The sequence below is a fragment of the Spirillospora sp. CA-142024 genome, assembly GCF_050942325.1.
Classification (GTDB): domain Bacteria; phylum Actinomycetota; class Actinomycetes; order Streptosporangiales; family Streptosporangiaceae; genus Spirillospora.
Genome location: NZ_CP192077.1, coordinates 3,916,505 through 3,939,511 on the forward strand (window position 1 = coordinate 3,916,505; position 23,007 = coordinate 3,939,511).

The window sequence follows — 23,007 nt, forward strand, 5'->3', positions numbered from 1 at the left end:
GGTGCGCCGCCCCCGGCCGTCCTTTACGGTGTGCTGCGAGGTGAGATGAAAAGGGCACTGAGACGCAGCGCGGACGCGACCGGGGAGCTGGCCGGCGCCCTGCGCACGAGCCTGCCGGCGATGGCCGGGCTCGTCCCGCTCACGGTCGTCCTGGTGCTGCTGCTCATCGCCCTGCCGTGGCTGCCGTCGGCCGTGAAGCCGCTGCGCGCGCTCGCGAACGCCGAGCGGCGCCGGGCCGGCCGCGTCCTCGGCCGCGAGATCCCCGAGCCCTACCGGCCGTCCCGGGGAGACGGCCTGGACGAGGCGCGCCGCCTGCTGCGCTCACCGGCCACCTGGCGGGACGCGGCCTGGATGGCGGTGCACGGGCTCACCGGCCTGCAGGCCGCGTTGATCGCGGTGGCGGTGTGGCCGGCCATCCCGTTCACGCTCTCGCTGCCCCTGTGGTGGTGGGCCGCACCCGAGGGCTCCCAGTCGGCGTTCATCACGCTGGACAGCTGGCCGAAGGCCCTGACGATGCCGTTCCTGCAGGGCGCCATGGACCTTCTCATCCTGCTGTGGCTGGTGCCGAGGCTCGTCCGCTGGCAGGCCCGGCTCGCCGAGGTCCTGCTGGGCCCCACCCGCCGGACCAGCCTCGCCGAACGGGTCGAGGAGCTCACCGAGACCCGCGCCGAGGCCCTGGAGGCGCACGGCGCCGAGCTGCGCCGCATCGAACGCGACCTGCACGACGGGACCCAGGCCCAGCTCGTCGCCGCCGCGCTGCGGCTCGGTCTCGCCGACCGCCGCTTCGACGGCGACCCGGACGCGGCCCGGGCGCTGTTCCTGGAGGCCAGGGAGGGCATCGAGGAGGCCCTCACCCAGCTGCGGACGGTGATCCGCGGCATCTACCCGCCGATCCTGTCCGACCGGGGCCTGGCCGGGGCGCTGCGCGCGCTCGCCGCCGGGCAGCCGATCCCCGTCGAGATGCACGTCGAGGACGGCCGGGCGCCCGCCGCCGTGGAGGCCGCCGCCTACTTCGTGGTCGCCGAGGCCCTCACCAACATCGCCAGGCACAGCGGCGCCCGGCAGGGACGGGTCACCGTCCGCCGCGAACCCGCCCGCCTGACGATCAGCGTGCGGGATGATGGCAAGGGCGGGGCCGACCCGGACCGGGGCAGCGGCCTCGCGGGCATCCGCCGCCGGGTGGCGGCGCTCGACGGTTCGACCCGCATCGACAGCCCCGACGGGAGAGGGACGACACTCGAGGTGGACCTGCCGTGCGGATCGTGATCGCGGAGGACAACGTCCTGCTCCGCGAGGGCCTGGTCATGCTGCTGGACGCGGGCGGCCACGAGGTGGTCGCCGTCGCGTCCACCGGCGCGGACGTCCTGCCCGCCCTGCTGGAGCACCGCCCGGACGCCGCCGTCCTCGACGTCCGGCTCCCGCCCGGGTTCCGGGACGAGGGGCTGCGCGCCGCGATCGAGGCGCGCAAACGGCTGCCCGGCCTGCCGGTGCTGGTCCTGTCGCAGTACGTCGAGGAGACCTACGCCGCCGAACTGCTCGCCGGCGGCGCCGCGGGCATCGGCTACCTGCTCAAGGACCGCGTCGGCCGCGTCGACGAGTTCCTGGACGCGCTGGCCCGCGTAGCCGCCGGGGGGACGGCCCTCGACCCCGAGGTCGTGTCCCAGCTGATGACGGCCCGGCACGACCCGCTCGAGGCGCTCACGCCGCGCGAGCACGAGGTCCTCGGACTGATGGCGCAGGGGCTCGACAACGCCGCGATCGCGGCCGCCCTCGTCGTCACCGAGCGGTCGGTCAGCAAGCACATCGGCGCCGTCTTCGCCAAGCTCGGCCTGCCGCCCGCGGACGGCGGGCACCGGCGCGTCCTCGCCGTCCTGGCCTACCTGAACTCATGAGGGTCCGCCGGAGCGTCCGCGCGCTTCTCCTGGACGGTGACGCGCTGGTCCTGCTGCGCCGCACCAAGCCCGGCCGTCCGGTCTACTGGACGACCCCGGGCGGCAAGATCGAGCCTGCCGACGCGTCGCCCGAGGCGGCGCTGCGCCGGGAGCTGGACGAGGAGCTCGGCGCGACCGCAGGGCCCGTGCGGCAGGTCTTCGCGTGCGCCGAGCAGAACCCCGACCTGCACCGCCTGAACACCTTCTACGTCTGCCGCCTGCTCACGATGGACCTGTCCCGCCGGCACGGCCCCGAGTTCGACGACCCCGCGAACGGCCGCTACGACGTGGACCTCGTCCCCTGCACGTCCGCGGATCTGGCGTCGATCGACCTCATCCCCGCCACCCTCGGCGCATACCTCCAGGACCACGCCGCCGACCTTTCCGGGCTCGTCCCCTAGCGAGGGCGCGCCGCCAGGGCGATGAGGTCGGCCAGTTCGGGGAGCGGGAACGGGGTGTCGTGCAGGCGGCTCGTCGCGAGCCGCAGGTGCGGGCCGGACGGGACGATCTGGTAGCGGCTCCCCGGCGCGGCGGCGACACCGTGCGCGGCCAGCGTGACCAGGGCGTCGGACTCGTCCGCGACCGGAACCCACAGCATCAGGCCGTCGCGGTTCCCCGTCGCGACGCCGCGTTCGGCGAGTGCGGAGGCCAGGCTCTCGCGGCGCTCGGCATAGGTCGCCCGGGCCCGGGCGACGATCTCGCCGGTGGACGGGTCGGCCAGCAGGTGCGCGAGGGCGTCCTGCAGGATACGGCTCGTCCAGCCCGTTCCGAAGCTGCGCAGCACCCGGACCCGCTCGACCGGCTCCGCCGCGCCGCCGATCACGGCGATGCGCAGGTCGGGTCCGTGCGACTTGGAGTACGAGCGGACGAGCACGGTCCGGTCCGGCAGGTGCGTTCCGACGCTGACCGCGGGTGAGGTGGACGCCTCGCCGGTCCCGTCGTCCTCGACCACCAGGGTGTTCGCGGGGGCGAGGAGCGCGGCGAGGGCGGCCGCGCGGCCCGGGGTCAGCGCGTGCCCGCGGGGCGTCTGGGCGCGCGGCTGGTAGACGAACGCGGCGGGCCCGGACGCCAGCGCCTCGGCGAGCGAGTCCGGCATCGGTCCCTCGGCGTCGCAGGCGACCGGGACGATCTCGGCTCCCTGCGCCTCCAGGATGTCCAGCAGGCGGGCGCCGGTCGGGTCCTCCACCGCGATCCGGTCGCCGGGGACGGCGACGGTCCGGCAGACGAGCTGGACGCCCTCGTAGCCGCCGCCGGCGGTCAGCAGGCCGGGCGCCGGAAACGGCCAGCCGGGCTCGACCGCGGCGCGCAGCGCGGGCGTGATCGTCTCGCGGGTGTAGTCGTTCAGGTCCGGGGTCCGCGCGCCCGCCGCGAGCGCCGCGTCCAGCGGCGGCAGCAGTGCCGGGTCGGGCGCGGCGACGGCGAGGTCGATCGCGAGCCGGGTGCCGAACTCGCCGATCCGCTCGTACCGGGCCGGGTGCGGGACGTTCGGCGGGCCGATCACCACGGTGCCGCGCCGCCGCTGGGCGCTGACGACACGGTGCCGGCGGAGGGTCGTCCAGGCGTCGGCGACCGTGCCGGGGCTGACCCCCAGCTCGGCCGCGAGGCCGCGGACGGTCGGCAGCCGGGTGCCCGCCGGGATCTCCCCGCTGCGGATCAGGCTCGTCATCGCGGCGCTGATGCCGCGGGACGTGCGGTCGCCGATGCGGTCGGCCAGCCATGCCGCGTCGATCACGGTTCCTCCGCGGGGTCGTTGTGCGGGATTTTTGTGCAGTAACAAAACCCCCATTGTACTGGCTACAAACTCCGCCTAGAGTCGGGTCCCGTCGCGCCCAGGGCGCGGGAAAACCCCCTCTCACTTGCGGAAATGGAGTGCTGTGCCGATTCCACGGATACGTCTGGCGGTGCGGGACTGGGACCATCTCGTCCCGTTGCTGACCGGCCGGGCCGGCGCCCGCGGGGCGGCTCTGGAGATCGAGACCCGGGACATCACCCCGGACGTGCTCGCCGAGCCGGTCCTGGACGGCGGCGAGACGTCGTTCAGCCGGTACGCCCTCGCCCGCGCCGCCGGCGACGACCGGCTCGTCGGACTGCCCGTCTTCCTGATGCGCGGGTTCCGGCAGCGCTGCGTCCTCGTCCGCCGGGACAGCCCGCTCACCTCGCCGGCGGACCTCGCGGGCGCCACCGTCGGGCTCACCGGCTGGCCCGACTCCGGCAACACCTGGACGCGGGCGCTGCTGCGGGCCGAGGGCGTCGACCTGGCGGGCGTCCAGTGGCGGATCGGTCCGCTCGCGGCCGGCGAGACCGGCAAGGACCGCGTCGGCGCCCGCCCGCTGCCAGGCAACGTCCGGGTCGCGGACCGGCCCCTCGCCGACGGGCTCGCCGACGGGACGTTCGACGCGATCTTCACGCCGTTCATGCCACCGGAGATGTTCGCCGCCGGCGGCCGCTTCCGCCACCTGATCGCGGACTACCGCGCCGCCGAGACCGCGTACTTCGGCCGGACCGGGTTCGTCCCCGGGATCCACCTCCTCGCCCTCAGACGCGAGGTCGTGGACCGGCACCCCGGGCTCCCCGAAGCCCTCCAGGACGCCTTCGAGGAGTCCAAGCGGACGTGGCTGGAGCGGCGCCGGCTGCTCGCCGACACCACGCCCTGGCTGCTGGACGAGCTGGAGACGCAGGCGCGGATCTTCGGCCCCGACTGGATGCCCTACGGGACCGAGGCCAACGCGGCCATGACCGCCGCCTTCTGCGAAGAACTGCACGAGCAGGGCATCGCGCCCCGACCGATCAAGGCTGAGGAGCTCTTCGGATGAGGATCGCCGTGGGCCAGTTCGCGTCCACCGAGGACTGGCAGACCAACCTCAAGACCTGCATGACGCTGATCGACGAGGCCGTGGGGGGCGGCGCCGGCCTGCTGGTGCTGCCCGAGGACTCCCTCGCGCTGTTCATCGACGAGCCGGAGCGGATCGCCGAGGCGGCGCAGCCGCTGGACGGCCCGTTCGTCACCGGCCTGCGCGCCCACACCGAGGGCTCCCGCACCACGGTCGTCGCGGGGGTCCACGAACCGGCCGGGGACGGCAAGGTGTTCAACACCCTCGTCGCGATCCGGGACGGCGCGATCGTCGCCGTCTACCGGAAGGTCCACCTCTACGACGCGTTCGGGGCGCGGGAGTCGGACCGGGTGACGCCCGGTGACGGCGAGCCCGTCGTCCTCGACTGCGCCGGCTGGCAGGTCGGCCTGATGACCTGCTACGACGTACGATTCCCGGAGATGGCCAGGCTGCTGGTGGACGCGGGCGCCGACGTGCTCGCCGTGCCGGCCGCCTGGGTGCGCGGCCCCGCGAAGGAGCGGCACTGGGAAGTGATGGTCACCGCCCGCGCACTGGAGAACACCTGCTACGTCGCGGCGTCCGGCGAATGCGGCCGCCGCAACATCGGATCGAGCATGGTCGTCGATCCGCTCGGGATCGTCCGGGACCGGCTGGCCGACCGCCCCGGCCTGCTCTGGGCCATCGCCGACAGAGGCGAGCTGGAGGAGGCCCGGGGCCGGCTTCCGGTGCTGGCGAACCGCAGGTTCCGTGTCGACCCGTCCATCCGCCCGGTAAAGGAGTCCGAATGAGACGCGCTTTCGCCGCCCTGTCGGCGGTGGGCCTGCTCGCGGGAGTCGCCGCCTGCGGGGCCAACCCGCCGGAGGCGGAGGGCATCCTGAACGGCAAGTCGTCGCAGGGCGTCGGCGCCGCCGATCTCCGCCAGACCCTCGACCACGGGCTGCACGACCGGCTGCCGGCGAAGAACAGGTCGTCGGGCAAGCTGATCTCGGTCAACAACGGGTCGTTCCCGCCCTACGAGATCGCGGGGTCGGACGGGCGGTCGCTGAGCGGCGCGTCCGCCGACCTGACGACCGCGCTCAGCCAGCTGCTCGGCGTGCGGATCGAGCACGTCACCGTGGACGGCCTGCCCAGCCTGCTCACCGGGATCAAGGCGGACCGGTACGACTTCGCGATGGGCCCGGTCGGCGACTTCCCGGACCGCGAGGCCGCCAACGACTTCGTCGACTGGGTCCGCGAGTTCGTCGTGTTCGCCGTCCCGAAGGGCAACCCGAAGCACATCGGCTCCATCGCCGACACCTGCGGGACGAAGATCTCGGTGATGGCCGGGGGATCGGCCGAGGACGTCGTCAAGAAGCAGTCGGCCACGTGCGTCCAGGAGGGCAAGCCCGCTGTCGAGGTGCAGTCGTACAAGGACCAGCCGACCGCGATCCTCGCCGTCCGGTCCCACCGGGCGGACGGGTTCTTCTCCTCGCAGGCGCCGCTCAGCTACTTCGTGAAGCAGTCGGGCGACGACCTGGAGCTCGCCGGGACGGGCGAGCCCAACGGGTTCGGCGACCTCTACCAGGGCTCGGTGGTCGCCAAGGGCTCGCCGCTGCGGGACGTCCTCCTCGAAGGATTCCGGAAGCTGATGGAGAACGGCACCTACAAGAAGGTCATGACCAAGTGGGGCCTGACCGCGAACATGCTCGGCAAGCCGGGCGTCAACCTGGCGCCCAGAGAGGGGTGAACCGGCCGTGACCATGACCAAGGAGCACCCTCGCGACACCGTCTCCGACGTCGACGTGGCCGGCGCCGCGCACGTACGGCACCCGCTTCGGTGGGTCGCCTCGCTCGTCGTGCTTGTGCTGGCCGCCCAGTTCGTCCATCTGCTGTGGACCAACGACAACTTCCAGTGGGACGTCGTCGGGCGCTACATGAACGCCTCCATCATCGGCGACGGCATCGCCATCACGATCGAGCTGACCCTCATCGCCATGGCGGTCGGGATCGCGGGCGGCATCCTGCTCGCGGTCGGGCGGCTGTCGGACAACCCGCTCCTCCGCACCTCCTGCGGCCTGTACGTGTGGTTCTTCCGCGGCGTGCCCGTGCTGGTGCAGCTCGTCCTCTGGTACAACCTGTCGGCGCTGCTGCCCCGGCTGTCGGTCGGCGTCCCGTTCGGCCCGGAGTTCCTGCACGGCGACACCAACCACCTCATCACCCCGCTCGTCGCGGCCATCCTCGGGCTCGGCCTGAACGAGGCCGCCTACATGGCGGAGATCATCCGCGGCGGGCTGCTCGCCGTCGACCCCGGCCAGACCGAGGCCGCGCAGGCGCTCGGCATGGGCGGCGCCCGCACCTTCCGGCGGATCGTGCTGCCGCAGGCGATGCGGTTCATCGTCCCGCCGACCGGCAGCCAGGTCATCAACATGCTGAAGGCCACCTCGCTGGTCAGCGTGATCGCGCTCGCCGACCTGCTCTACACCGTCCAGTCCATCTACAACCGGACGTTCCAGACCATCCCGCTGCTGCTCGTCGCCTGCCTCTGGTACCTGGTGATCACCTCGATCCTCTACGTCGGGCAGTCGTTCATCGAGCACCACTACTCGCGCGGCGCCACCCGCGACGCCCGGCAGGGCTTCTGGGACTTCGTCCTGATGCGGCGCCGCCGCCCCGTCCCGGAGGTGTCACCGTGACCGCGACCGCCCAGACCACGGTCCCGATGGTGCGGGCGCGCGGCGTCCGCAAGAAGTTCGGGCACCTGGAGGTGCTGAAGGGCGTCGACCTGGACGTGAGCCCCGGCGAGGTCGTCGTCGTGCTCGGGCCGTCCGGGTCGGGCAAGTCGACGTTCCTGCGCTGCGTGAACCACCTGGAGACCATCGACGGCGGTTCCGTCCAGGTGGACGGCGAGCTGATCGGGTTCACCGCGTCCGGCGGGAAGGTGCGGCACCTGCGCAAGCGCGACATCACCCGGCAGCGCCGCGAGATCGGCATGGTGTTCCAGCAGTTCAACCTGTTCCCGCACCTCACCGTCCTGCAGAACGTCATCGAGGCGCCCACGGGCGTGCGCGGCGAGTCCCGCGCCGAGGCCCGGCGGCGGGCCGCCGAGCTGCTCGCCAAGGTCGGCCTCGCCGACAAGGCGGGCGGTTACCCCCGGCACCTGTCCGGCGGCCAGCAGCAGCGCGTCGCGATCGCCCGCGCCCTCGCCATGCGGCCGAAGCTGATGCTGTTCGACGAGCCCACCTCGGCCCTGGACCCCGAGCTGGTCGGCGACGTCCTGGACACCATGAAGACCCTCGCCGACGAGGGCCTCACCATGATCGTCGTGACGCACGAGATCGGCTTCGCCCGCGAGGTCGCCGACCGCGTCGTCTTCATGGACGCCGGCGTGATCGTCGAATCCGGCCGTCCCTCCGACATCCTGGACAATCCGACCAACGAGCGTACGAAGGCCTTCCTCAGCAAGGTCCTCTAGTCTCGACCCGGCGCAGGGCGGGCCCGGGACGTCACCGAATATGTGGGCGAAGGCGGCGCTCGCCGGCCCGAACGCCGCGGGGAAGCCTATGACCGGGGTGTGATAGCCGGAGACCGGACGGGTATTTGATCGTTTCGGCGGCGGGCGGGAGGCTGCAGGGGAACCGAGGAGGGTGCGCCGGTGGACGACTGGCCGGGGAGCGGGCTCAGCGACGAGGAACTGGACGTCGCCTACAACGTGCGGCGGAAGGCGGGCCCCGAGCTGTTCGACCGGTACATGGAGCGGTACCGGGCCATGTCGGAGGCGGCCGTCGAGAGACTGCCCGGGAAGCCGGGGATCGTCTACGACGAGATCAGCGGGGAGCGGCTGGACGTCTGGGGCATCGGCGACGGGTTGCGGCCCGTGTTCGTCTTCCTGCACGGCGGCTACTGGATGGCGCTGTCACGGGACGTGTCGTCGTTCATGGCGCGGACGCTCCACGAGCAGGGCATCGCGACCGTCGTGCCCGACTACACGCTCGCGCCCGAGGCGACGCTGGAGGAGATCGTCCGGCAGGTGCGGGCGGCGATCGCGTGGGTGTACCGGCACGGGCGGGAGCACGGGCTCGATCCGGAGCGGATCGTGGTCGGAGGGAGCTCGGCGGGCGGGCACCTGACCGCGATGACGATGGTCGGCGGCTGGCAGGAGCGCCTCGGTGTTCCCGAGAACGTCGTCAAGGCCGCCATGCCGTTCAGCGGGCTGTTCGACCTACGCCCCGTCACGCGCATCTATGTGAACGAGTCCGTCAAGCTGGATCTGGAGCGGGCGGCGGCGCTGAGCCCGGCGCTGCTGCCGGTCGGGCACAGGTGCCCGGTGGTGCTCGCGGTTGCGGAGAACGACGGCGAGGGGTTCCTGACGCAGTCGCGGTTGTTCCATCCGATCTGGGACGCCGGTGACCTGATGATCGTGCCCGGCCGGGACCACTTCGACGTGGTGCTCGATCTGGCCGACGCCGGGTCGATGGCCGGGAAGGCGCTCATCGATCTGGTCCACGCGGTCTGATCTCGGCGGCCTCGCGGCGGAGGTGGTCGAGCATCAGCCGGGCGGACGGCGTCGGGGCGCGGTGCGCGGGCAGCGTGACGCCGACCTGGCGGCGGACGGTCTCCAGCGGCACGGGGAGCGGCGCGATGTCGGCGTCGGTGCGCGCCACCAGTTCGGGGAGTGCGGCGATCATGTCGGTGTCGCGGACGAGGGTGCGGACCGTCAGGACCGACGTGCACTCGACCAGGTTCCCCGGCAGCTCCAGTCCGGAGGCGCGGAAGACCTGCTCCAGCTCCGAGCGCAGCGCCGTCTGTTCCAGCGGCAGCACCCACGGGTAGGCGAGCAGGTCGGTGAGGCCCAGGTCCGGGAGTGAGCGGGCGGGGTGGTCGCGGCGGGCGACGAGGCGAACGGGTTCGCCGTAGAGGGTGATCTGGCGGAGGCCGCGCAGGTCGTCGATCGGGTTGAGGCGGCCGAGGATCAGGTCGATCTCGCCGTCGAGGAGGCGGGGGACCTGCGCGTCGAAGGTCGCTTCCTGGACGATCACGGTGATGCCCGGCCTGTCCTTCTTGAGGGCGGCGATCGCCCGGGGGAGCAGGACGTTGGAACCCGCCAGGAGGGTTCCGATGGTGACCGTGCCGACCTGGCCGTCGGCCAGGCCGGTGATGCGCTCGCCCGCGCGCCGCAGCTCGGCGAGGACGGCGCGGGCGTGCTCGACGAACGCGTCGCCGAACATCGTCAGCGTCATCCCGCGGGGGCCGCGGGTGAACAGTTCGACGCCGAGGATGTTCTCCACCTCGCGCAGGCTGCGGGTCACGGCCGGCTGCGCCAGGTGCAGGTGCTCGGCGGCGCGCAGCACGCTGCCCTGGTCGGCGATCGCGACGACGAGCACCAGATGCCGGAGCTTCAGCCGTCCGTTCAGCAGGTCGATCGCGCGCATGGCCCCTTACTATCACGGACTCGTCATAGCTTCTCGGGTGATTGGTATTTGCCAGGCATAGCTTTCCGGGCGGAGGATCGGGAATGCCGAGCCGTACGGGAGGAACGCGAATGAAGGCTGAGCACTACGTCGGCGGGGTCTTCCGTTCGGACGGTGCGGCCTTCCCGCTCATCGCGCCCGTGGACGGCACCGAACTGGGCGGCGTTCCCGAGGCGACACGCGAGGTCGTGGACGATGCCGTGACGGCGGCCCGGGCCGCCATGAAGGGGCCCTGGGGAGCGATGGGCGCCGAGGAGCGGGCGGCCGCGCTCAGGCGCGTCGCCGACGGGATCCAGGCGCGGTTCGAGGAGTTCGTGGACGCCGAGGTCGCCGACACCGGAAGGCCCCGCGCGTTCGCCTCGACCGTCGACGTCCCGAGAGCCGCAGGCAACTTCCGCGCCTACGCCGACCTGCTGTACGGGCGTCCCGAACGGGCCTACACGACGCAGGTCCCGGGATGGAGCGCGGGGACCGGGCAGGCGCTCAACTACACCGTCCGGCGCCCGCTCGGCGTGGTGGCGGTCATCTCGCCGTGGAATCTGCCGCTGCTGCTGTCGACGTGGAAGATCGCCCCGGCGCTGGCGTGCGGCAACACCGTCGTGCTCAAGCCGTCCGAGGAGACGCCCTCCACCGCGACCCTGCTGGCGCGGGTGATCGACGACGCGGGTCTGCCGGACGGCGTGTTCAACCTCGTGCACGGGCACGGTGCGGGCGCGGCGGGCGAGTTCCTCACCGGGCACCCCGGCGTGGACGCGATCGCGTTCACCGGCGAGTCGGCCACCGGGGCGGCGATCATGCGGAACGCCGCCGACCATGTCACGCCGGTGTCGTTCGAACTCGGCGGCAAGAATCCCGCGCTCGTGTTCGCCGACGCCGATCTGGACGCCGCCGTGGACGGGACGGTCCGCTCGTCCTTCACCCACTCCGGCCAGATCTGCCTGTGCACCGAGCGCGTCTACGTGGAGCGTCCCGTCTTCGAGGAGTTCGCCGGGCGGCTCGGTGCGCGGGCCGGGGCGCTGGGCGACTACGGACCGATGATCTCGGCCGAGCACCGCGACAAGGTCCTGTCCTACTACCGGCTGGCCCGCGACGAGGGCGCCACGGTCGTCGCCGGCGGCGGCGCCCCGGTCTTCGGCGACGAGCGGGACGGCGGCTTCTACGTCGAGCCGACCGTCCTCACCGGGCTCCCCGAGACCGCCCGCACGGTGCGGGAGGAGATCTTCGGGCCGGTCTGCCACGTCGCGCCCTTCGACACCGAGGACGAGGCCCTCGCGCTCGCCAACGACAGTCCCTACGGGCTCGCCTCCACGGTCTGGACACGGGACCTGTCACGGGCGCACCGGGTCGCCCCGCGGATCGAGACGGGCATCGTCTGGGTGAACTGCTGGAACCTCCGCGATCTGCGCACCCCGTTCGGCGGTGTCAAGGCGTCCGGGATCGGCAGGGAAGGGGGAGAGTACTCCTTGGACTTCTTCTCCGAGCCCGTCAACGTCTGCATCCAGATCTGAGAGCGAGCCCGTGACCACGAACATCGAAGCCGCCGCCGAGCGGCTCCTCGGCGCCTACGCGAGCGGCACGCCGTGCGAGCCCGTCCGCGACCTGATCACGACGGCCGACGACGCCTACGCCGTCCAGGACAAGGTCACCGAACGGTGGCTCGGGGAGGGGCGCCGCCTCGCCGGACGCAAGATCGGCCTCACCTCGCGGGCGGTCCAGCGGCAGATCGGGGTGGACAGCCCCGACTTCGGGATGCTGTTCGCCGACATGGCCGTGCCGGACGGGGAGGAGATCCCCACCGGCGCCGTGCTGCAGCCGCGCGCCGAAGCCGAGGTCGCTCTCGTGCTGGAGCACGATCTGACCCACGAGCGGCACACCGTCGCCGACGTCATCCGCGCGACCGCGTTCGCGCTGCCCGCCATCGAGGTGGTCGGCAGCCGCGTCCGCGACTGGGACATCACGCTGGCCGACACGGTCGCGGACAACGCCTCGTCCGGCATGTACGCGCTGGGCAACCGTCCCGTCCCGCTCAAGGACGTGGACCTTCGCCTGTGCGGCATGGTCATGGAGCGGCGGGGAGAGCAGGTCTCGACCGGGAACGGCGCCGCCTGCCTCGGCCACCCGCTGAACGCGGCGCTGTGGCTCGCCGACACGCTCGCGCGCGTGGGCCGCCCGCTGCGCGCCGGCGACACCGTCCTGACCGGCGCGCTCGGCCCCGTGGTCCCGGCCGCCCCGGGCGATGTGTTCGAGGCCCGCATCGACGGGCTCGGTGACGTCCGCGTCGCCTTTGGAAAGGAGGAGTCCCCATGATGGACGTGCATGCGCTGGCGGCGACGCTGGACGACGCCGCCCGGGACGTGCGGGCGATCCCGAAGCTCACCGACAGGACGCCGTTCGATATCGCGACCGCGTACGCGGTGCAGCGCGCCGGGATCGAGCGGCGCCGCCGCAGGGGCGAACGGCTCGCCGGCGTGAAGATGGGGTTCACCAGCCGCGCCAAGATGGTCCAGATGGGCGTCGACGACGTCATCTGGGGCCTGCTCACCGACGCCATGACGGCCGAGGCCTCCGTGGACGTGTCGCGCCTCATCCATCCGCGGATCGAGCCGGAGATCGCCTACCTGATCGGACGGGAGGTCCGCTCGGCCGCCGAGGTCGAGTCGGCCGTGACCGGCGTCGCCGTCGGGTTCGAGGTGCTCGACTCCCGCTACGCCGACTTCAAGTTCACCCTTCCGGACGTCATCGCGGACAACGCGTCCGCGGCGACGTTCGGGTTCGGGACCTGGCACCCGCCCCGCGACCTGCCGAACATCGGGCTGCTCATGGAGATCGACGGGCGTCCGGTCCAGACCGGCTCGTCCGCGGCGATCCTCGGCGACCCGGCCCGGTCGCTGAGGGCGGCGGCCCGGCTCGCGCTCGGCGCGGGGATGGCGCTCGAACCCGGCTGGGTCGTCCTCGCCGGCGCGGCGACCGCCGCCGTCCCGCTGCCGAAGGACGCGCACGTCCGCGTCACCGGCGCCGGGCTCGGCAGCGTTGAGGTGACCACCTGATGGGCGACGCGATCCTCGTCGAGGGCAAGGCCGAACCGCGCGGACGATTCCCGCACGTCAAGCGGGCCGGCGAGTTCGTCTTCGTGTCCGGGACGAGCTCGCGCCGCCCGGACGGGACGTTCGCCGGCGCGAGCGCCGACGCGATGGGCGTCACCGAACTGGACATCCGGGAGCAGACCCGCGCGGTCCTCGAGAACATCCGCGACCTCCTCCACGCCGCCGGCGGAGGGCTGGAGGACATCGTCAACGTCACGACCTACCTGGTGAACATGAACGACTTCGGCGGCTACAACGAGGTCTACGGGGAGTACTTCGACGAGACCGGCCCCGCCCGCACGACCGTCGCCGTCCACCAGCTTCCGCACCCGCATCTGCTCATCGAGATCTCGTGCGTGGCGCACCTACCCGGAGAACGCGAGGAGGCCGCAACATGACCCTGCCGCAGCTGTCGTTCGGACGGCCGTTCAACTTCGAGGCCTGGATCGAGGAGCACCGCGACCTGCTCAAGCCGCCGGTCGGCAACGTCCAGGTGTTCGACGAGGCCGGGCTGATCATCATGGTGGTCGGCGGCCCCAACCAGCGCACCGACTTCCACGACGACCCGACCGAGGAGTTCTTCTACCAGCTCAAGGGCAACATGGTGCTCCGCGTCATGGAGGAGGAGGGCAGCCCGCCGGCCGACCTGCAGATCAACGAGGGCGACGTCTTCCTGCTGCCGCCGCACGTCCGGCACTCGCCGCAGCGGCCCGAGGCCGGCTCCATCGGCCTGGTCGTGGAGATCCCCCGGCCGGAGGGGCTGAAGGAGGCGTTCGAGTGGTACTGCACCGAGTGCCATCACCTCGTCCACCGCGCCGAACTGCAGGTCCGCTCCATCGTGGACGACCTGCCGCCCGCCTTCGAGGGCTTCTACGGCAGCGACCGCAAGTGCCCGGACTGCGGCGCCGTGCACCCGGGCAGGAAGTGGCCGCAGACGATGACCCCGGTCACGGCTCCCCGTGTCTGACGGACGTTCCGTGACGGTCATCGACGTGCACGCGCACGTCTTCCCGCGGATCGGCCGCGACGAGGGCCGCGTCCTCGCCGACGAGGGGCAGCCGTGGCTGCGCGTCGACGGCGGCGGCACCGGCATGATCATGTGCGGCGACGAGGAGTACCGGCCGGTCGCCGAGGAGCTCTGGGACGCGGCGCGCCGGGTGGCGGACATGGACGCCGCCGGAGTCGACGCGCAGGCCGTCTCGTCCACCCCGCTGATGTTCGGGTACGCGGCCGAGCCGTCCCGCGCCGCCGACTGGTGCGACCTGGTCAACGAGCGCATCCTCGCCTTCTGCGCGGACGCCCCCGGGCGGCTCCTGCCGCTCTGCCAGGTCCCCCTCCAGGCCCCGGAACTCGCGTGCGAGGTGGCGACGCGAGCGGCGGCGGCCGGGCACCGCGGCGTGCACATCGGCAGCCACGTCGGCGACCGCAACCTCGACGACGCCGGGATCACCGCGTTCCTGGCGCACTGCGCCGGGCTGGGCCTGCCCGTCCTGGCGCACCCGTGGGACATGCTCGGCGCCGACCGGATGCGCGGCCACATGCTGCCGTGGTTGTCCGGGATGCCCGCCGAGACGCAGCTGAGCATCCTCGGGCTGATGCTGTCCGGCGCGTTCGAACGGATCCCGGAGTCGCTGCGGCTGTGCTTCTGCCACGGCGGCGGCAGCTTCGCGTTCCTGCTCGGCCGGGCCGACAACGCCTGGCACCGCCGCGACATCGTCCGTGCCGACTCGCCGCGCCCGCCGTCGGAGTACGTCGGCCGGTTCCACGTCGACTCCGCCGTGTTCGACCCGCGCGCGCTCCGGCTGCTCGTGGACGTGATGGGCGCCGAGCGGGTCATGCTCGGCACCGACTACCCGTTCCCGCTCGGCGAGAAGGAGCCGGGCGCGACGATCCGGGCGTGCCCCGGCCTGGACGACGCCGAGCGCGCCCTGCTGCTCGGCGGCAACGCGGAGGCGTTCTTCGCGCCCGCCCCCGACGCGCCCATCCCCGACCTCGTGACCACCGAAGACCTCGTGACCACCGAAGGAAGAACGCAGTGAGTTCGGAAGACGAGGCGCGGCGGCTCGACGAGTCCGACCCGCTGCCCACGCTGCGCGGTGAGTTCCTGGTCCCGCCCGCGCCCGGCGGAGCCCACGCCGAGGCCGCCTACTTCGCCGGCAACTCGCTCGGACTCCAGCCGAGGAGCGTGGCGGCGCGGCTCCGCGAGGAACTGGACGACTGGGCGCGGCTCGCCGTCGAAGCCCACACGCAGGGCCGCCGCCCGTGGGTCGGCTACCACGAGCTGCTCCGCGAGCCCGCGGCCCGGCTCGTCGGCGCGCGGCCGCACGAGGTCGTCGCGATGAACTCGCTGACCGTCAACCTGCACCTGATGATGGCGAGCTTCTACCGGCCCGCCGGGGCCCGCACCCGCATCGTCATCGAGGACTCCGCCTTCCCGTCCGACTCCTACGCGGTGGCCAGCCAGGCCGTCCACCACGGGCTCGACCCGGCCGCGGCCGTCGTGCGGCTCAAGCCCCGCGACGGCGAGGACAACCTGCGCACCGAGGACGTCCTCGCCTACCTCGAACGGGAAGGCGACGCGGTCGCGCTGGTCATGCTCGGCGGGGTCAACTACCTGACCGGCCAGCTCATGGACATGCCCGCGATCACCAAGGCGGGCCGCGCCGCCGGAGCCGTCGTCGGCTGGGACCTCGCGCACGCCGCCGGGAACGTCCCGCTGCGCCTGCACGACTGGGACGTCGACTTCGCCGCCTGGTGCACCTACAAGTACCTCAACAGCGGACCGGGCGCCGTCGCCGGATGCTTCGTGCACGAGCGGCACGTCCGGGACGCCGCGGTGCCGAGGCTGTCGGGCTGGTGGGGCACCGAACCGTCCGTCCGGTTCCGGATGGACCCGGACATCGCGCCGCCCGCGTCCGCCGACGCCTGGCAGCTGTCCAACCCGCCGATCATGGCCCTGGCGCCGGTGCTGGCCTCCCTGGAGATCTTCGACCGGGTCGGGATGGACGCGCTGCGCGGCAAGAGCGAGCGGCTCACCGGCTACCTGGCGTCCCGGCTCGCGCCCGCCGCCGCCGAGGTGATCACGCCGTCCGACCCGGCGGCGCGCGGCGCCCAGCTGTCGCTGCGGGTCCGCGACGCGGGCGGGCTCGTCCGGCGGCTCGCCGAGGCGCACGGCGTGGTCGCCGACGCGCGCGAACCCGACGTGATCCGGCTCGCGCCCGTCCCGCTGTACTGCACGTTCCACGACTGCCACCGCGCCGCCGAGGCTCTCGTGGATCTTCTTTAGGAGTGTCGTTGCATGAGTGGGGTCTGTATCGGGTAAGTTCGGATGCGTTGCACGATGACGTCGGTCCGACCGGCGTCTAGCAGTCTCGAAGCGTTTTCTCCGGGTGACCGGCGGGCGTGGGATGAGTCCGCTTGCAGCCCGGTCCGCCGCCCGGCGGGCCGGTGAGGTTACACCCAGAAGGAAAAAGCATGGCCGAAGGCACCGTGAAGTGGTTCAACGCCGAAAAGGGCTTCGGGTTCATCGCGCCTGACGGCGGCGGCCCCGACGTGTTCGTCCACTACTCGGCGATCACCACCAACGGGTACCGCAGCCTCGACGAGAACCAGCGCGTCGGGTTCGAGATCACCCAGGGCCAGAAGGGCCCGCAGGCCGAGGGCGTCTACCCGCTCTAAGGCCCGCCACAGCGCACGTCAGGCCGGGGACGTCCGTCGTCCCCGGCCTTTCGCGTCCCTACTCGCCGTACGTCGCCGCGTCGATGCCGAGGCTGCGCAGCAGGAGCCCGTCACGGACACGGTCGGGCAGCCGCGCGAGCGCGGCGATCATCCGGGCGTCCCGCCCGGCGAGGTAGCGGGCCTTCGGGCGGCGCGCCGTCAGCGCCTTGACGATCACCTTCACGGTGCCGTCCACCGGGCGCGCCGTGGAGCGCGCGTTGAACTCGGCCGTCTTCGCCGTCACCCCCTCGTAGAGCCGCCGCGCGTTCGCGTCGCCCCGCCAGCCGGTCGCCCGGCGGTCGGTGCGGGACTTTTCGAAGATCGCGGTCTCCATGAGTCCCGGCTCGATCAGCGACACCGCGAGGCCGAGCGGCCGCAGCTCGGTACGGAGCGCCTCGGTGACCGACGCCAGCGCCGCCTTGGACGCCGCGATCGGCCCGAACGTGGGTCCGCTCATCCGGGAGCTGACCGCCCCGATGCTGACGATCCGGCCCTTCGCGGCGCGCAGCATCGGCAGCACCGCCTGCGTCATCGCGATCTGGCCGGTCACGTTGACGTCGAACTGGCGGCGCCAGTCGTCCGGCGGCACCAGCTCGACGGGCCCCTCCACGATGACGGCGGCGTTGTTCACCAGCGCGTCGAGGCGGCCGCCAGTGCGCGCCGCGATCTCCTTCGCGGCGGCCTCGACGGTCTCCTCGTCGATGAGGTCGATGGTGAGCGGGCGGACCCCGCCGGGCAGCCGGTCCGCGTCCGACGCCCGCCGGACGCCCGCGTACACCTCCCAGCCGAGGTCGTGCAGCCGGCGGACGGCCGCGCCGCCCAGGCCGCCGCCCGCACCTGTGATCAGAACGGTTCGTGTGCTCATGCGGCCATGCTCCGCGTCCGGACGGACCGGATGAAGATAGAGTTAACAGTATTAACAGCACTAACAGGCTCGGGTGAAGCGGGGTGACCGGCCCTGTCCGCACGAACGATCGAGGCCAGGCGCAGGGAACTCGGTGACTTCCTGCGGTCCCGGCGCAACAGGCTCGCGCCCCAGGACGCCGGCTTCACGCCCGGCCCCCGCCGGCGCACCCCGGGCCTGCGCCGCGAGGAGGTCGCGGCGGCGGCCGATGTGAGCCTCACCTGGTACACCTGGCTGGAGCAGGGCCGGGTGAGCGGGGTGTCCCGGCAGGTCCTCGACAGCCTCGCCCGCGCGCTGCGGCTGAGCGACGCCGAGCACCGGCACCTGCTGGAGCTGGCCGGCGACCCCGCGGCCGAACCGGCGGCGCCCGCCGCGGTGACTTGCGAGATCCGCGACCTCCTCCGGATGGTGGAGCCGAACCTCGGGCACGTGGTGACCCGCTGCTTCGACCTCGTCGCCTGGAACGCGCCCGTGGACGCGCTGTTCCGCGACATGCCGAGGCCGCCCGCCGCGGAGGACCTCAACGTCGTCTGGCTGATGTTCCACAATCCGTGGATGCGCGACCGGTTCCCCGAATGGGAGGCCGAGGCCCGCCGGCTGACGGCCCTGGTGCGCAACGAGGCGGGACGGCAGGCCGGCAACCCCCGGTTCCAGCGGCTCGTGGACCGGCTGAACGCGACGAGCCCGGAGTTCCGCGCGTTCTGGGCCTCCCACGACATCACCCCGTTCACGCCGTCCGAGCGCCGGTTCCGCCATCCCGCGCTCGGGGAGATCACGCTCCGCTTCATGAAGATCAACGTGGAGAACGACCCGGACCAGAGCGTGCTCGTCCACTACGCCCCGCCCGGCAGCGCGACGGCCGCCGCGCTGGCCCGGCTCACCGGCGCCTAGCGCAGGGCCGTCCCGGCGGGCTCGGACACCGGCGCGGACGTCCCGCCGCCGCGCGGGCGCAGCGCGCCGGCGGTCACGGTCATCACCGCGACCACGCAGGTGATCAGCGCGAACGCGGCCGGGTAGGACAGCGCCCCGGCCGCCCAGCCGGTGATGGCCGGCGCGGTCAGCCCGGACAGGTAGGTGATCGTCGCGACGCCCGCCACGCCCTCGCCGGGCGTCGCGCCCACATCGCCCGCCGCCGCGAACACCAGCGGCACGACCGTCGCCACCCCGACGCCGAGCAGCGCGAACCCCGCGATGGCCGGCCACGGCGCGCGGGACGCCACGACCAGGACCCCGCCGAGGACCGCCACCACGCCCCCGCACCGGACGACCCGGTCCGGGCCGAGCCGCCGCACCAGCCGGTCGCCGGCCAGCCGGGTGCCCGCCATGCACGCCATGAAGATCGTGTAGCTGGCGGCGGCCAGCCCGGGCCCCGCGTCCGCCACCTCGGTGAGGTAGACGGCCGTCCAGTCCGCGCTCGCGCCCTCGGCGAACGTCGCGCAGAAGCCGACCACGCCGATGGCGAGGATGGCCCGCGTGGGCAGCGCGAAGCGGCGCGGCGCCGGATCGCCGGGGGCCGGGCGGACGTGCAGCAGCCCGCGTCCCGCCACGGCGCCGGCCGCCAGCAGCACGGCCGCGACCAGCCCGAGGTGCAGCCGGGCGTCGATCCCGGCGTGCGCGGCGAGGATGCCGACCCCGCCCGCGCCGAGGCTGCCGACGCACCACAGCCCGTGCAGGCCCGACATGATCGACCGCCGCAGGTGGCGCTCCACCGACACCGCGTGCGCGTTCATCACCACGTCGGACATGCCGGCGGTGGCGCCGAAGAGCAGCATCGCGGCGCACAGGAAGACGGGCGCGGGGGCGAGCGCGGGCAGCGCCACCGCCGCGCACCACGCCGCGATGAGGAGGCGGGTGGCCCGTCGCTCGCCGATCCGGTGCGCGAGGCGGTTCGCGGTGGGCATCGCGGTGAAGGCGCCGATGGACGGGCACAGCAGGGCGAGGCCGAGGACGGTGGGGGAGAGGTCGAGCCGGTCCTGGATCCAGGGGATGCGGGTGGCGAGGGTGCCGGCGACGGCGCCGTGCAAGGCGAAGACGATCGCGATGGCGCGGTGCGGAGAACTCATGCTTCGAAAACTAACAGGCAGCCTTCCTGATTAAAAGTTTTTTAGGCAGCCTCCCTGCCTACTAGCATGAGAGCGTGAAGACCGCCGACCCCACGATGGCCCGCGCGATCAACGACCGGCTCGCGCTCGATCTGCTGCTCGAGCGCGGCCCGCTGACCGCGCCGCAGCTGCGGGCGCTGACCGGGCTGTCCCGGCCGACGGTGTCCGACCTGATCGAGCGGCTGCGCGCCGCCGGGCTGATCGAGGTCGCGGGGGTGGCGGGCGCGGACCGGCGGGGCCCGAACGCCCGGCTCTACGGGCTCGTGGCGGATCGCGCGCATGTGGCCGGGGTCGACCTGCGCCGGGACGCGGTGCGCGTGAGCGTCGCCGACATCGCGGGGAACCCGGCCGGTGAGGCGTCCCGGCCGCTGCCCCCGGCCCCGGATCTCGCCGCGGTCGTCGCCGCCGCGGTCACCGAGGCGGCCGGCGGCCGCGTCCCGCACACCGTGGTGCTCGGCACCCCGGGCCTGATCGACCCGCACACCGGCCTCGCGAGCGAGAGCGGGGTCCCCGGCCATCGGCCCGACCTCGGCGCGGCGCTCCGGCACCGGCTCGGCGCGCCGGTGCTGGTGGAGAACGAGGTGAACCTCGGCGCCGTCGCCGAGCACCGGGAGGGCGCCGCGGCGGGCCGCGACGACTTCGCGCTGCTCTGGCTGGACGACGGTGTCGGCGGCGCCCTCGTGCTGGACGGCCGGCTGCGGCGCGGCGCGTCCGGCGGCGCCGGCGAGGTCGGGCTGCTGAAGTTCGGCGGGGCGAACTTCTGCGACCTGCTCGACGAGCGGGCCGTGGCGGGCCTCGGCGACCGGGTCGTCGCCGCCCGCATCGCCAAGGCCGTGTTCGTGCTCGTCGCGGTCCTCGACCCCGGGCTCGTCGTGCTCGGCGGGGCGCTGGGCCGCGCCGGCGGCGACCGGCTCGCCGGACTGGTCGGCGAGCGGCTCGGTGAGCTCAGCCCGGCCGCCGCCGAGGTGCGGGCGAGCCTGGTCGAGGGCGACGCCGTTCTGCGCGGCGCCGTGCTGACGGCCCTCGACCTCGTCCGCGACGACGTGTTCGGCTAGGCCGCCCTAGTCCTTGGGCAGCCGCTCGCCGGAGCGGAGCCGGTCCAGGCCCAGCCAGATGAACTCCACCGCCATCTGCTCGGCGCGGTCTCGCGGTGTGTCGGGATGCTCCAGCCACCACGACACGATCGAGAGCATCGACCCGTACATCAGCGGGACGAGCAGCCGCGCGCGCCGCTCGTTCACCGCGAGCGCGGCCGGCGACAGCGCCGGGTCGGCCCGGCGGCGGCGCAGCAGCAGGTCGGCGAACGCGGCGCCGAGCCGGTCGCGCAGCCCCCGCAGTTCCAGCCCGACGTCGGGCTTGTCGAGGTGCCGGACCAGAAGCGCCCACGCGTCCGGTTCCGCCGTGGCGTAGTCGAACAGCACCCGGATCATCGCCCTGATGCCGTCCGCCGAGCCGTGCGCGGCGAGCACGGCCTCGTTCAGCCGGGCCGTGAGTTCGGCGACGATCGCCTCGGTGACCTCGGCGAACAGCTCCTCCTTGGACGCGAAGTGCTGGTACAGCAGCGCCTTGGACACCTGCGCGGCGGTGGCCACGTGCTCCATCTGCGTCAGGTGGTAGCCGCGCCTGCCGAACTCGGCCAGCGCCACCTGAAGCAGCTGCTCGCGCCGCCGGGCATGCGGCATGCGCCGCCGCACGCCCGGTGCCGCCTCCCCCGTGTCGTTCGTCATGCGCCGGGGTACCTGCCCAGTTCGGCGCGGGCCACGGACCGCACGTGGACCTCGTCCGGTCCGTCCGCCAGGCGCAGCGTGCGCAGGCCCGCCCACATCGCGGCGAGCGGGGTGTCGTCGCTGACGCCGGCGCCGCCGTGCACCTGGATCGCCGTGTCCACGACGTCCAGCGCGACCCGCGGCGCGATCACCTTGATCGCCGCGACCTCGGACCGGGCCGCCTGGACGCCGTGCTTGTCGATCAGCCATGCGGTCTTCAGCGTGAGCAGCCGGGCCTGCTCGATCGCCATCCGCGACTCGGCGATCTGCTGGCGCACCACGCCCTGCTTGGCGAGCGGGCCGCCGAACGCCACCCGGGACACCGCGCGCTCGCACATCAGCTCCAGCGCCCGCTCGGCCATCCCGATCGCGCGCATGCAGTGGTGGATGCGGCCGGGGCCGAGGCGGGCCTGCGCGATGGCGAAGCCGCCGCCCTCCTCGCCGACGAGGTTCTCCACCGGGACGCGGACGTCGGTGAAGGTGATCTCGCAGTGGCCGTGCTGGTCCTGGTAGCCGAACACGGGCAGCGGCCGGACGACCTCCACCCCCGGCGTGTCGATCGGCACCAGCACCATCGACTGCTGCCGGTACGGATGACCCTCCGGGTCCGTCTTGCCCATCACGATCATGATCTTGCAGCGCGGGTCGGCGGAGCCGCTGATCCACCACTTGCGGCCGTTGACGACGTAGTGGTCGCCGTCCCGCTCGATCCGGGTGGAGATGTTGGTGGCGTCGGAGCTCGCCACGTCCGGCTCGGTCATCGCGAACGCGCTGCGGATCTCGCCGTTCAGCAGGGGCGTGAGCCACTTCTCCTTCTGCTCGGGCGTGCCGAACAGGTGCAGCACCTCCATGTTGCCGGTGTCGGGCGCCGCGCAGTTGATGGCCTCGGGGGCGAGGTTGGGGGAGCGCCCCGTCACTTCGGCGAGTGAGGCGTAGTCGGTGACGGTCAGGCCGTGTGCCGGGTCCCCGCTGTCGGGCAGGAACAGGTTCCAGAGACCGCGCTTGCGGGCCTCGACCTTGAGGTCCTCGACGACCTGCGGGACGTGGTGCTCGCGGCCGGCCGCGCGCAGCTCCGCCCGCTGGGCCGTGTAGACCGGCTCGGCGGGGTAGACGTGGGAGTCCATGAATTCTTGGAGACGGCCGAGATGGTCCCGGGCCCGCTCGCTCAAACCGAAGTCCATTCCGCTAGAGTAACTGACGGGTCAGTTACTTCGGGAGGGGAGTCC

25 protein-coding genes are annotated in these 23,007 nt (G+C 73.0%); 19 read left to right on the plus strand and 6 right to left on the minus strand.

Annotated features, from left to right (window positions below; translation table 11 throughout):
• Window positions 1-45 precede the first annotated feature (45 nt).
• The 3 genes from ACQPZP_RS18940 to ACQPZP_RS18950 are packed head-to-tail and all read left to right on the plus strand — an operon-like array spanning window position 46 to window position 2,332.
• Complete coding sequence (locus ACQPZP_RS18940) at window positions 46-1,266, plus strand: sensor histidine kinase (RefSeq protein ID WP_433478931.1); 1,221 nt, start codon at window positions 46-48, stop codon at window positions 1,264-1,266.
• Window positions 1,254-1,892 (plus strand): response regulator transcription factor, encoded by a 639-nt coding sequence (locus ACQPZP_RS18945; RefSeq protein ID WP_433478932.1) that lies wholly within the window; start codon window positions 1,254-1,256, stop codon window positions 1,890-1,892. Before ACQPZP_RS18940 ends, ACQPZP_RS18945 begins: the two co-directional genes overlap by 13 nt.
• Window positions 1,889-2,332: an NUDIX hydrolase gene (locus ACQPZP_RS18950; RefSeq protein WP_433478933.1), complete on the plus strand. Its 444-nt coding sequence runs from the start codon at window positions 1,889-1,891 to the stop codon at window positions 2,330-2,332. The genes ACQPZP_RS18945 and ACQPZP_RS18950 overlap by 4 nt, the downstream gene beginning before the upstream one ends.
• Here the strand turns inward: ACQPZP_RS18950 and ACQPZP_RS18955 are convergent.
• Window positions 2,329-3,663, minus strand: coding sequence for an aminotransferase class I/II-fold pyridoxal phosphate-dependent enzyme (locus ACQPZP_RS18955; RefSeq protein ID WP_433478934.1), 1,335 nt, complete (start codon window positions 3,661-3,663; stop codon window positions 2,329-2,331). The two genes, ACQPZP_RS18950 and ACQPZP_RS18955, sit on opposite strands and share 4 nt — an antisense overlap.
• A 142-nt stretch (window positions 3,664-3,805) precedes the next feature.
• On the opposite strand from ACQPZP_RS18955, the gene ACQPZP_RS18960 reads away from it, so the two are divergent.
• From ACQPZP_RS18960 to ACQPZP_RS18985, 6 genes are all read left to right on the plus strand, one after another.
• Entirely contained in the window at window positions 3,806-4,744 is a 939-nt protein-coding gene (locus ACQPZP_RS18960) for a hypothetical protein (protein WP_433478935.1), read from the plus strand.
• On the plus strand, window positions 4,741-5,550 hold the full coding sequence (locus tag ACQPZP_RS18965) for a nitrilase-related carbon-nitrogen hydrolase (protein ID WP_433478936.1): 810 nt from the start codon (window positions 4,741-4,743) through the stop codon (window positions 5,548-5,550). The genes ACQPZP_RS18960 and ACQPZP_RS18965 overlap by 4 nt, the downstream gene beginning before the upstream one ends.
• Window positions 5,547-6,488, plus strand: a complete 942-nt coding sequence (locus ACQPZP_RS18970) for an ABC transporter substrate-binding protein (protein WP_433478937.1) — start codon at window positions 5,547-5,549, stop codon at window positions 6,486-6,488. The genes ACQPZP_RS18965 and ACQPZP_RS18970 overlap by 4 nt, the downstream gene beginning before the upstream one ends.
• Window positions 6,489-6,501: 13 nt before the next feature.
• Window positions 6,502-7,434, plus strand: a complete 933-nt coding sequence (locus ACQPZP_RS18975) for an amino acid ABC transporter permease (RefSeq protein WP_433479631.1) — start codon at window positions 6,502-6,504, stop codon at window positions 7,432-7,434.
• Window positions 7,435-7,460: 26 nt separating this feature from the next.
• A complete protein-coding gene (locus ACQPZP_RS18980) occupies window positions 7,461-8,213 on the plus strand; it encodes an amino acid ABC transporter ATP-binding protein (RefSeq protein WP_433479632.1) in 753 nt (250 codons plus the stop codon).
• Window positions 8,214-8,393: 180 nt separating this feature from the next.
• Window positions 8,394-9,254 carry an alpha/beta hydrolase gene (locus ACQPZP_RS18985; RefSeq protein WP_433478938.1) on the plus strand — a complete coding sequence of 287 codons (861 nt, stop codon included), beginning with the start codon at window positions 8,394-8,396 and terminating at the stop codon, window positions 9,252-9,254.
• On the opposite strand, the gene ACQPZP_RS18990 is transcribed toward ACQPZP_RS18985, so the two are convergent.
• Complete coding sequence (locus ACQPZP_RS18990; RefSeq protein ID WP_433478939.1) at window positions 9,229-10,170, minus strand: LysR substrate-binding domain-containing protein; 942 nt, start codon at window positions 10,168-10,170, stop codon at window positions 9,229-9,231. The two genes, ACQPZP_RS18985 and ACQPZP_RS18990, sit on opposite strands and share 26 nt — an antisense overlap.
• A 110-nt stretch (window positions 10,171-10,280) precedes the next feature.
• Between ACQPZP_RS18990 and ACQPZP_RS18995 the strand changes: the two genes are divergently transcribed.
• From ACQPZP_RS18995 to ACQPZP_RS19030, 8 genes are all read left to right on the plus strand, one after another.
• Window positions 10,281-11,717, plus strand: a complete 1,437-nt coding sequence (locus tag ACQPZP_RS18995) for a 2-hydroxymuconic semialdehyde dehydrogenase (RefSeq protein WP_433478940.1) — start codon at window positions 10,281-10,283, stop codon at window positions 11,715-11,717.
• A 10-nt stretch (window positions 11,718-11,727) separates the two neighbouring features.
• Window positions 11,728-12,516, plus strand: coding sequence for a 2-keto-4-pentenoate hydratase (locus ACQPZP_RS19000; protein ID WP_433478941.1), 789 nt, complete (start codon window positions 11,728-11,730; stop codon window positions 12,514-12,516).
• Entirely contained in the window at window positions 12,513-13,256 is a 744-nt protein-coding gene (locus ACQPZP_RS19005; protein WP_433478942.1) for a 2-keto-4-pentenoate hydratase, read from the plus strand. Before ACQPZP_RS19000 ends, ACQPZP_RS19005 begins: the two co-directional genes overlap by 4 nt.
• Window positions 13,256-13,690: a RidA family protein gene (locus ACQPZP_RS19010; protein WP_433478943.1), complete on the plus strand. Its 435-nt coding sequence runs from the start codon at window positions 13,256-13,258 to the stop codon at window positions 13,688-13,690. The genes ACQPZP_RS19005 and ACQPZP_RS19010 overlap by 1 nt, the downstream gene beginning before the upstream one ends.
• Window positions 13,687-14,259 carry a 3-hydroxyanthranilate 3,4-dioxygenase gene (locus tag ACQPZP_RS19015; RefSeq protein WP_433478944.1) on the plus strand — a complete coding sequence of 191 codons (573 nt, stop codon included), beginning with the start codon at window positions 13,687-13,689 and terminating at the stop codon, window positions 14,257-14,259. The genes ACQPZP_RS19010 and ACQPZP_RS19015 overlap by 4 nt, the downstream gene beginning before the upstream one ends.
• 10 nt (window positions 14,260-14,269) lie before the next feature.
• On the plus strand, window positions 14,270-15,331 hold the full coding sequence (locus ACQPZP_RS19020; protein WP_433478945.1) for an amidohydrolase family protein: 1,062 nt from the start codon (window positions 14,270-14,272) through the stop codon (window positions 15,329-15,331).
• Window positions 15,328-16,578 (plus strand): kynureninase, encoded by a 1,251-nt coding sequence (gene kynU, locus ACQPZP_RS19025; protein ID WP_433478946.1) that lies wholly within the window; start codon window positions 15,328-15,330, stop codon window positions 16,576-16,578. Before ACQPZP_RS19020 ends, kynU begins: the two co-directional genes overlap by 4 nt.
• A 188-nt stretch (window positions 16,579-16,766) precedes the next feature.
• Window positions 16,767-16,970, plus strand: coding sequence for a cold-shock protein (locus ACQPZP_RS19030; protein WP_067639228.1), 204 nt, complete (start codon window positions 16,767-16,769; stop codon window positions 16,968-16,970).
• 58 nt (window positions 16,971-17,028) lie between these two features.
• Here the strand turns inward: ACQPZP_RS19030 and ACQPZP_RS19035 are convergent, their stop codons facing one another.
• Window positions 17,029-17,874 carry an SDR family NAD(P)-dependent oxidoreductase gene (locus ACQPZP_RS19035; RefSeq protein WP_433478947.1) on the minus strand — a complete coding sequence of 282 codons (846 nt, stop codon included), beginning with the start codon at window positions 17,872-17,874 and terminating at the stop codon, window positions 17,029-17,031.
• Window positions 17,875-17,982: 108 nt separating this feature from the next.
• Here ACQPZP_RS19035 and ACQPZP_RS19040 point away from each other — a divergent pair, with 108 nt between their 5' ends.
• On the plus strand, window positions 17,983-18,804 hold the full coding sequence (locus tag ACQPZP_RS19040) for a helix-turn-helix transcriptional regulator (protein ID WP_433479633.1): 822 nt from the start codon (window positions 17,983-17,985) through the stop codon (window positions 18,802-18,804).
• Here the strand turns inward: ACQPZP_RS19040 and ACQPZP_RS19045 are convergent.
• Window positions 18,801-19,976 (minus strand): MFS transporter, encoded by a 1,176-nt coding sequence (locus tag ACQPZP_RS19045; RefSeq protein ID WP_433478948.1) that lies wholly within the window; start codon window positions 19,974-19,976, stop codon window positions 18,801-18,803. The two genes, ACQPZP_RS19040 and ACQPZP_RS19045, sit on opposite strands and share 4 nt — an antisense overlap.
• Before the next feature lie 74 nt (window positions 19,977-20,050).
• Here ACQPZP_RS19045 and ACQPZP_RS19050 point away from each other — a divergent pair, with 74 nt between their 5' ends.
• Complete coding sequence (locus ACQPZP_RS19050) at window positions 20,051-21,070, plus strand: ROK family transcriptional regulator (protein ID WP_433478949.1); 1,020 nt, start codon at window positions 20,051-20,053, stop codon at window positions 21,068-21,070.
• Between the two features lie 6 nt (window positions 21,071-21,076).
• Here ACQPZP_RS19050 and ACQPZP_RS19055 read toward each other — a convergent pair whose 3' ends face one another.
• Together ACQPZP_RS19055 and ACQPZP_RS19060 are read right to left on the minus strand one after the other, a co-directional pair.
• Window positions 21,077-21,742, minus strand: a complete 666-nt coding sequence (locus tag ACQPZP_RS19055; protein WP_433478950.1) for a TetR/AcrR family transcriptional regulator — start codon at window positions 21,740-21,742, stop codon at window positions 21,077-21,079.
• The gene (locus tag ACQPZP_RS19060) at window positions 21,739-22,962 is read right to left on the minus strand and encodes an acyl-CoA dehydrogenase family protein (protein WP_433478951.1); all 1,224 of its coding nucleotides are present in this window, start codon (window positions 22,960-22,962) and stop codon (window positions 21,739-21,741) included. The genes ACQPZP_RS19055 and ACQPZP_RS19060 overlap by 4 nt, the downstream gene beginning before the upstream one ends.
• Window positions 22,963-23,007 lie beyond the last annotated feature (45 nt).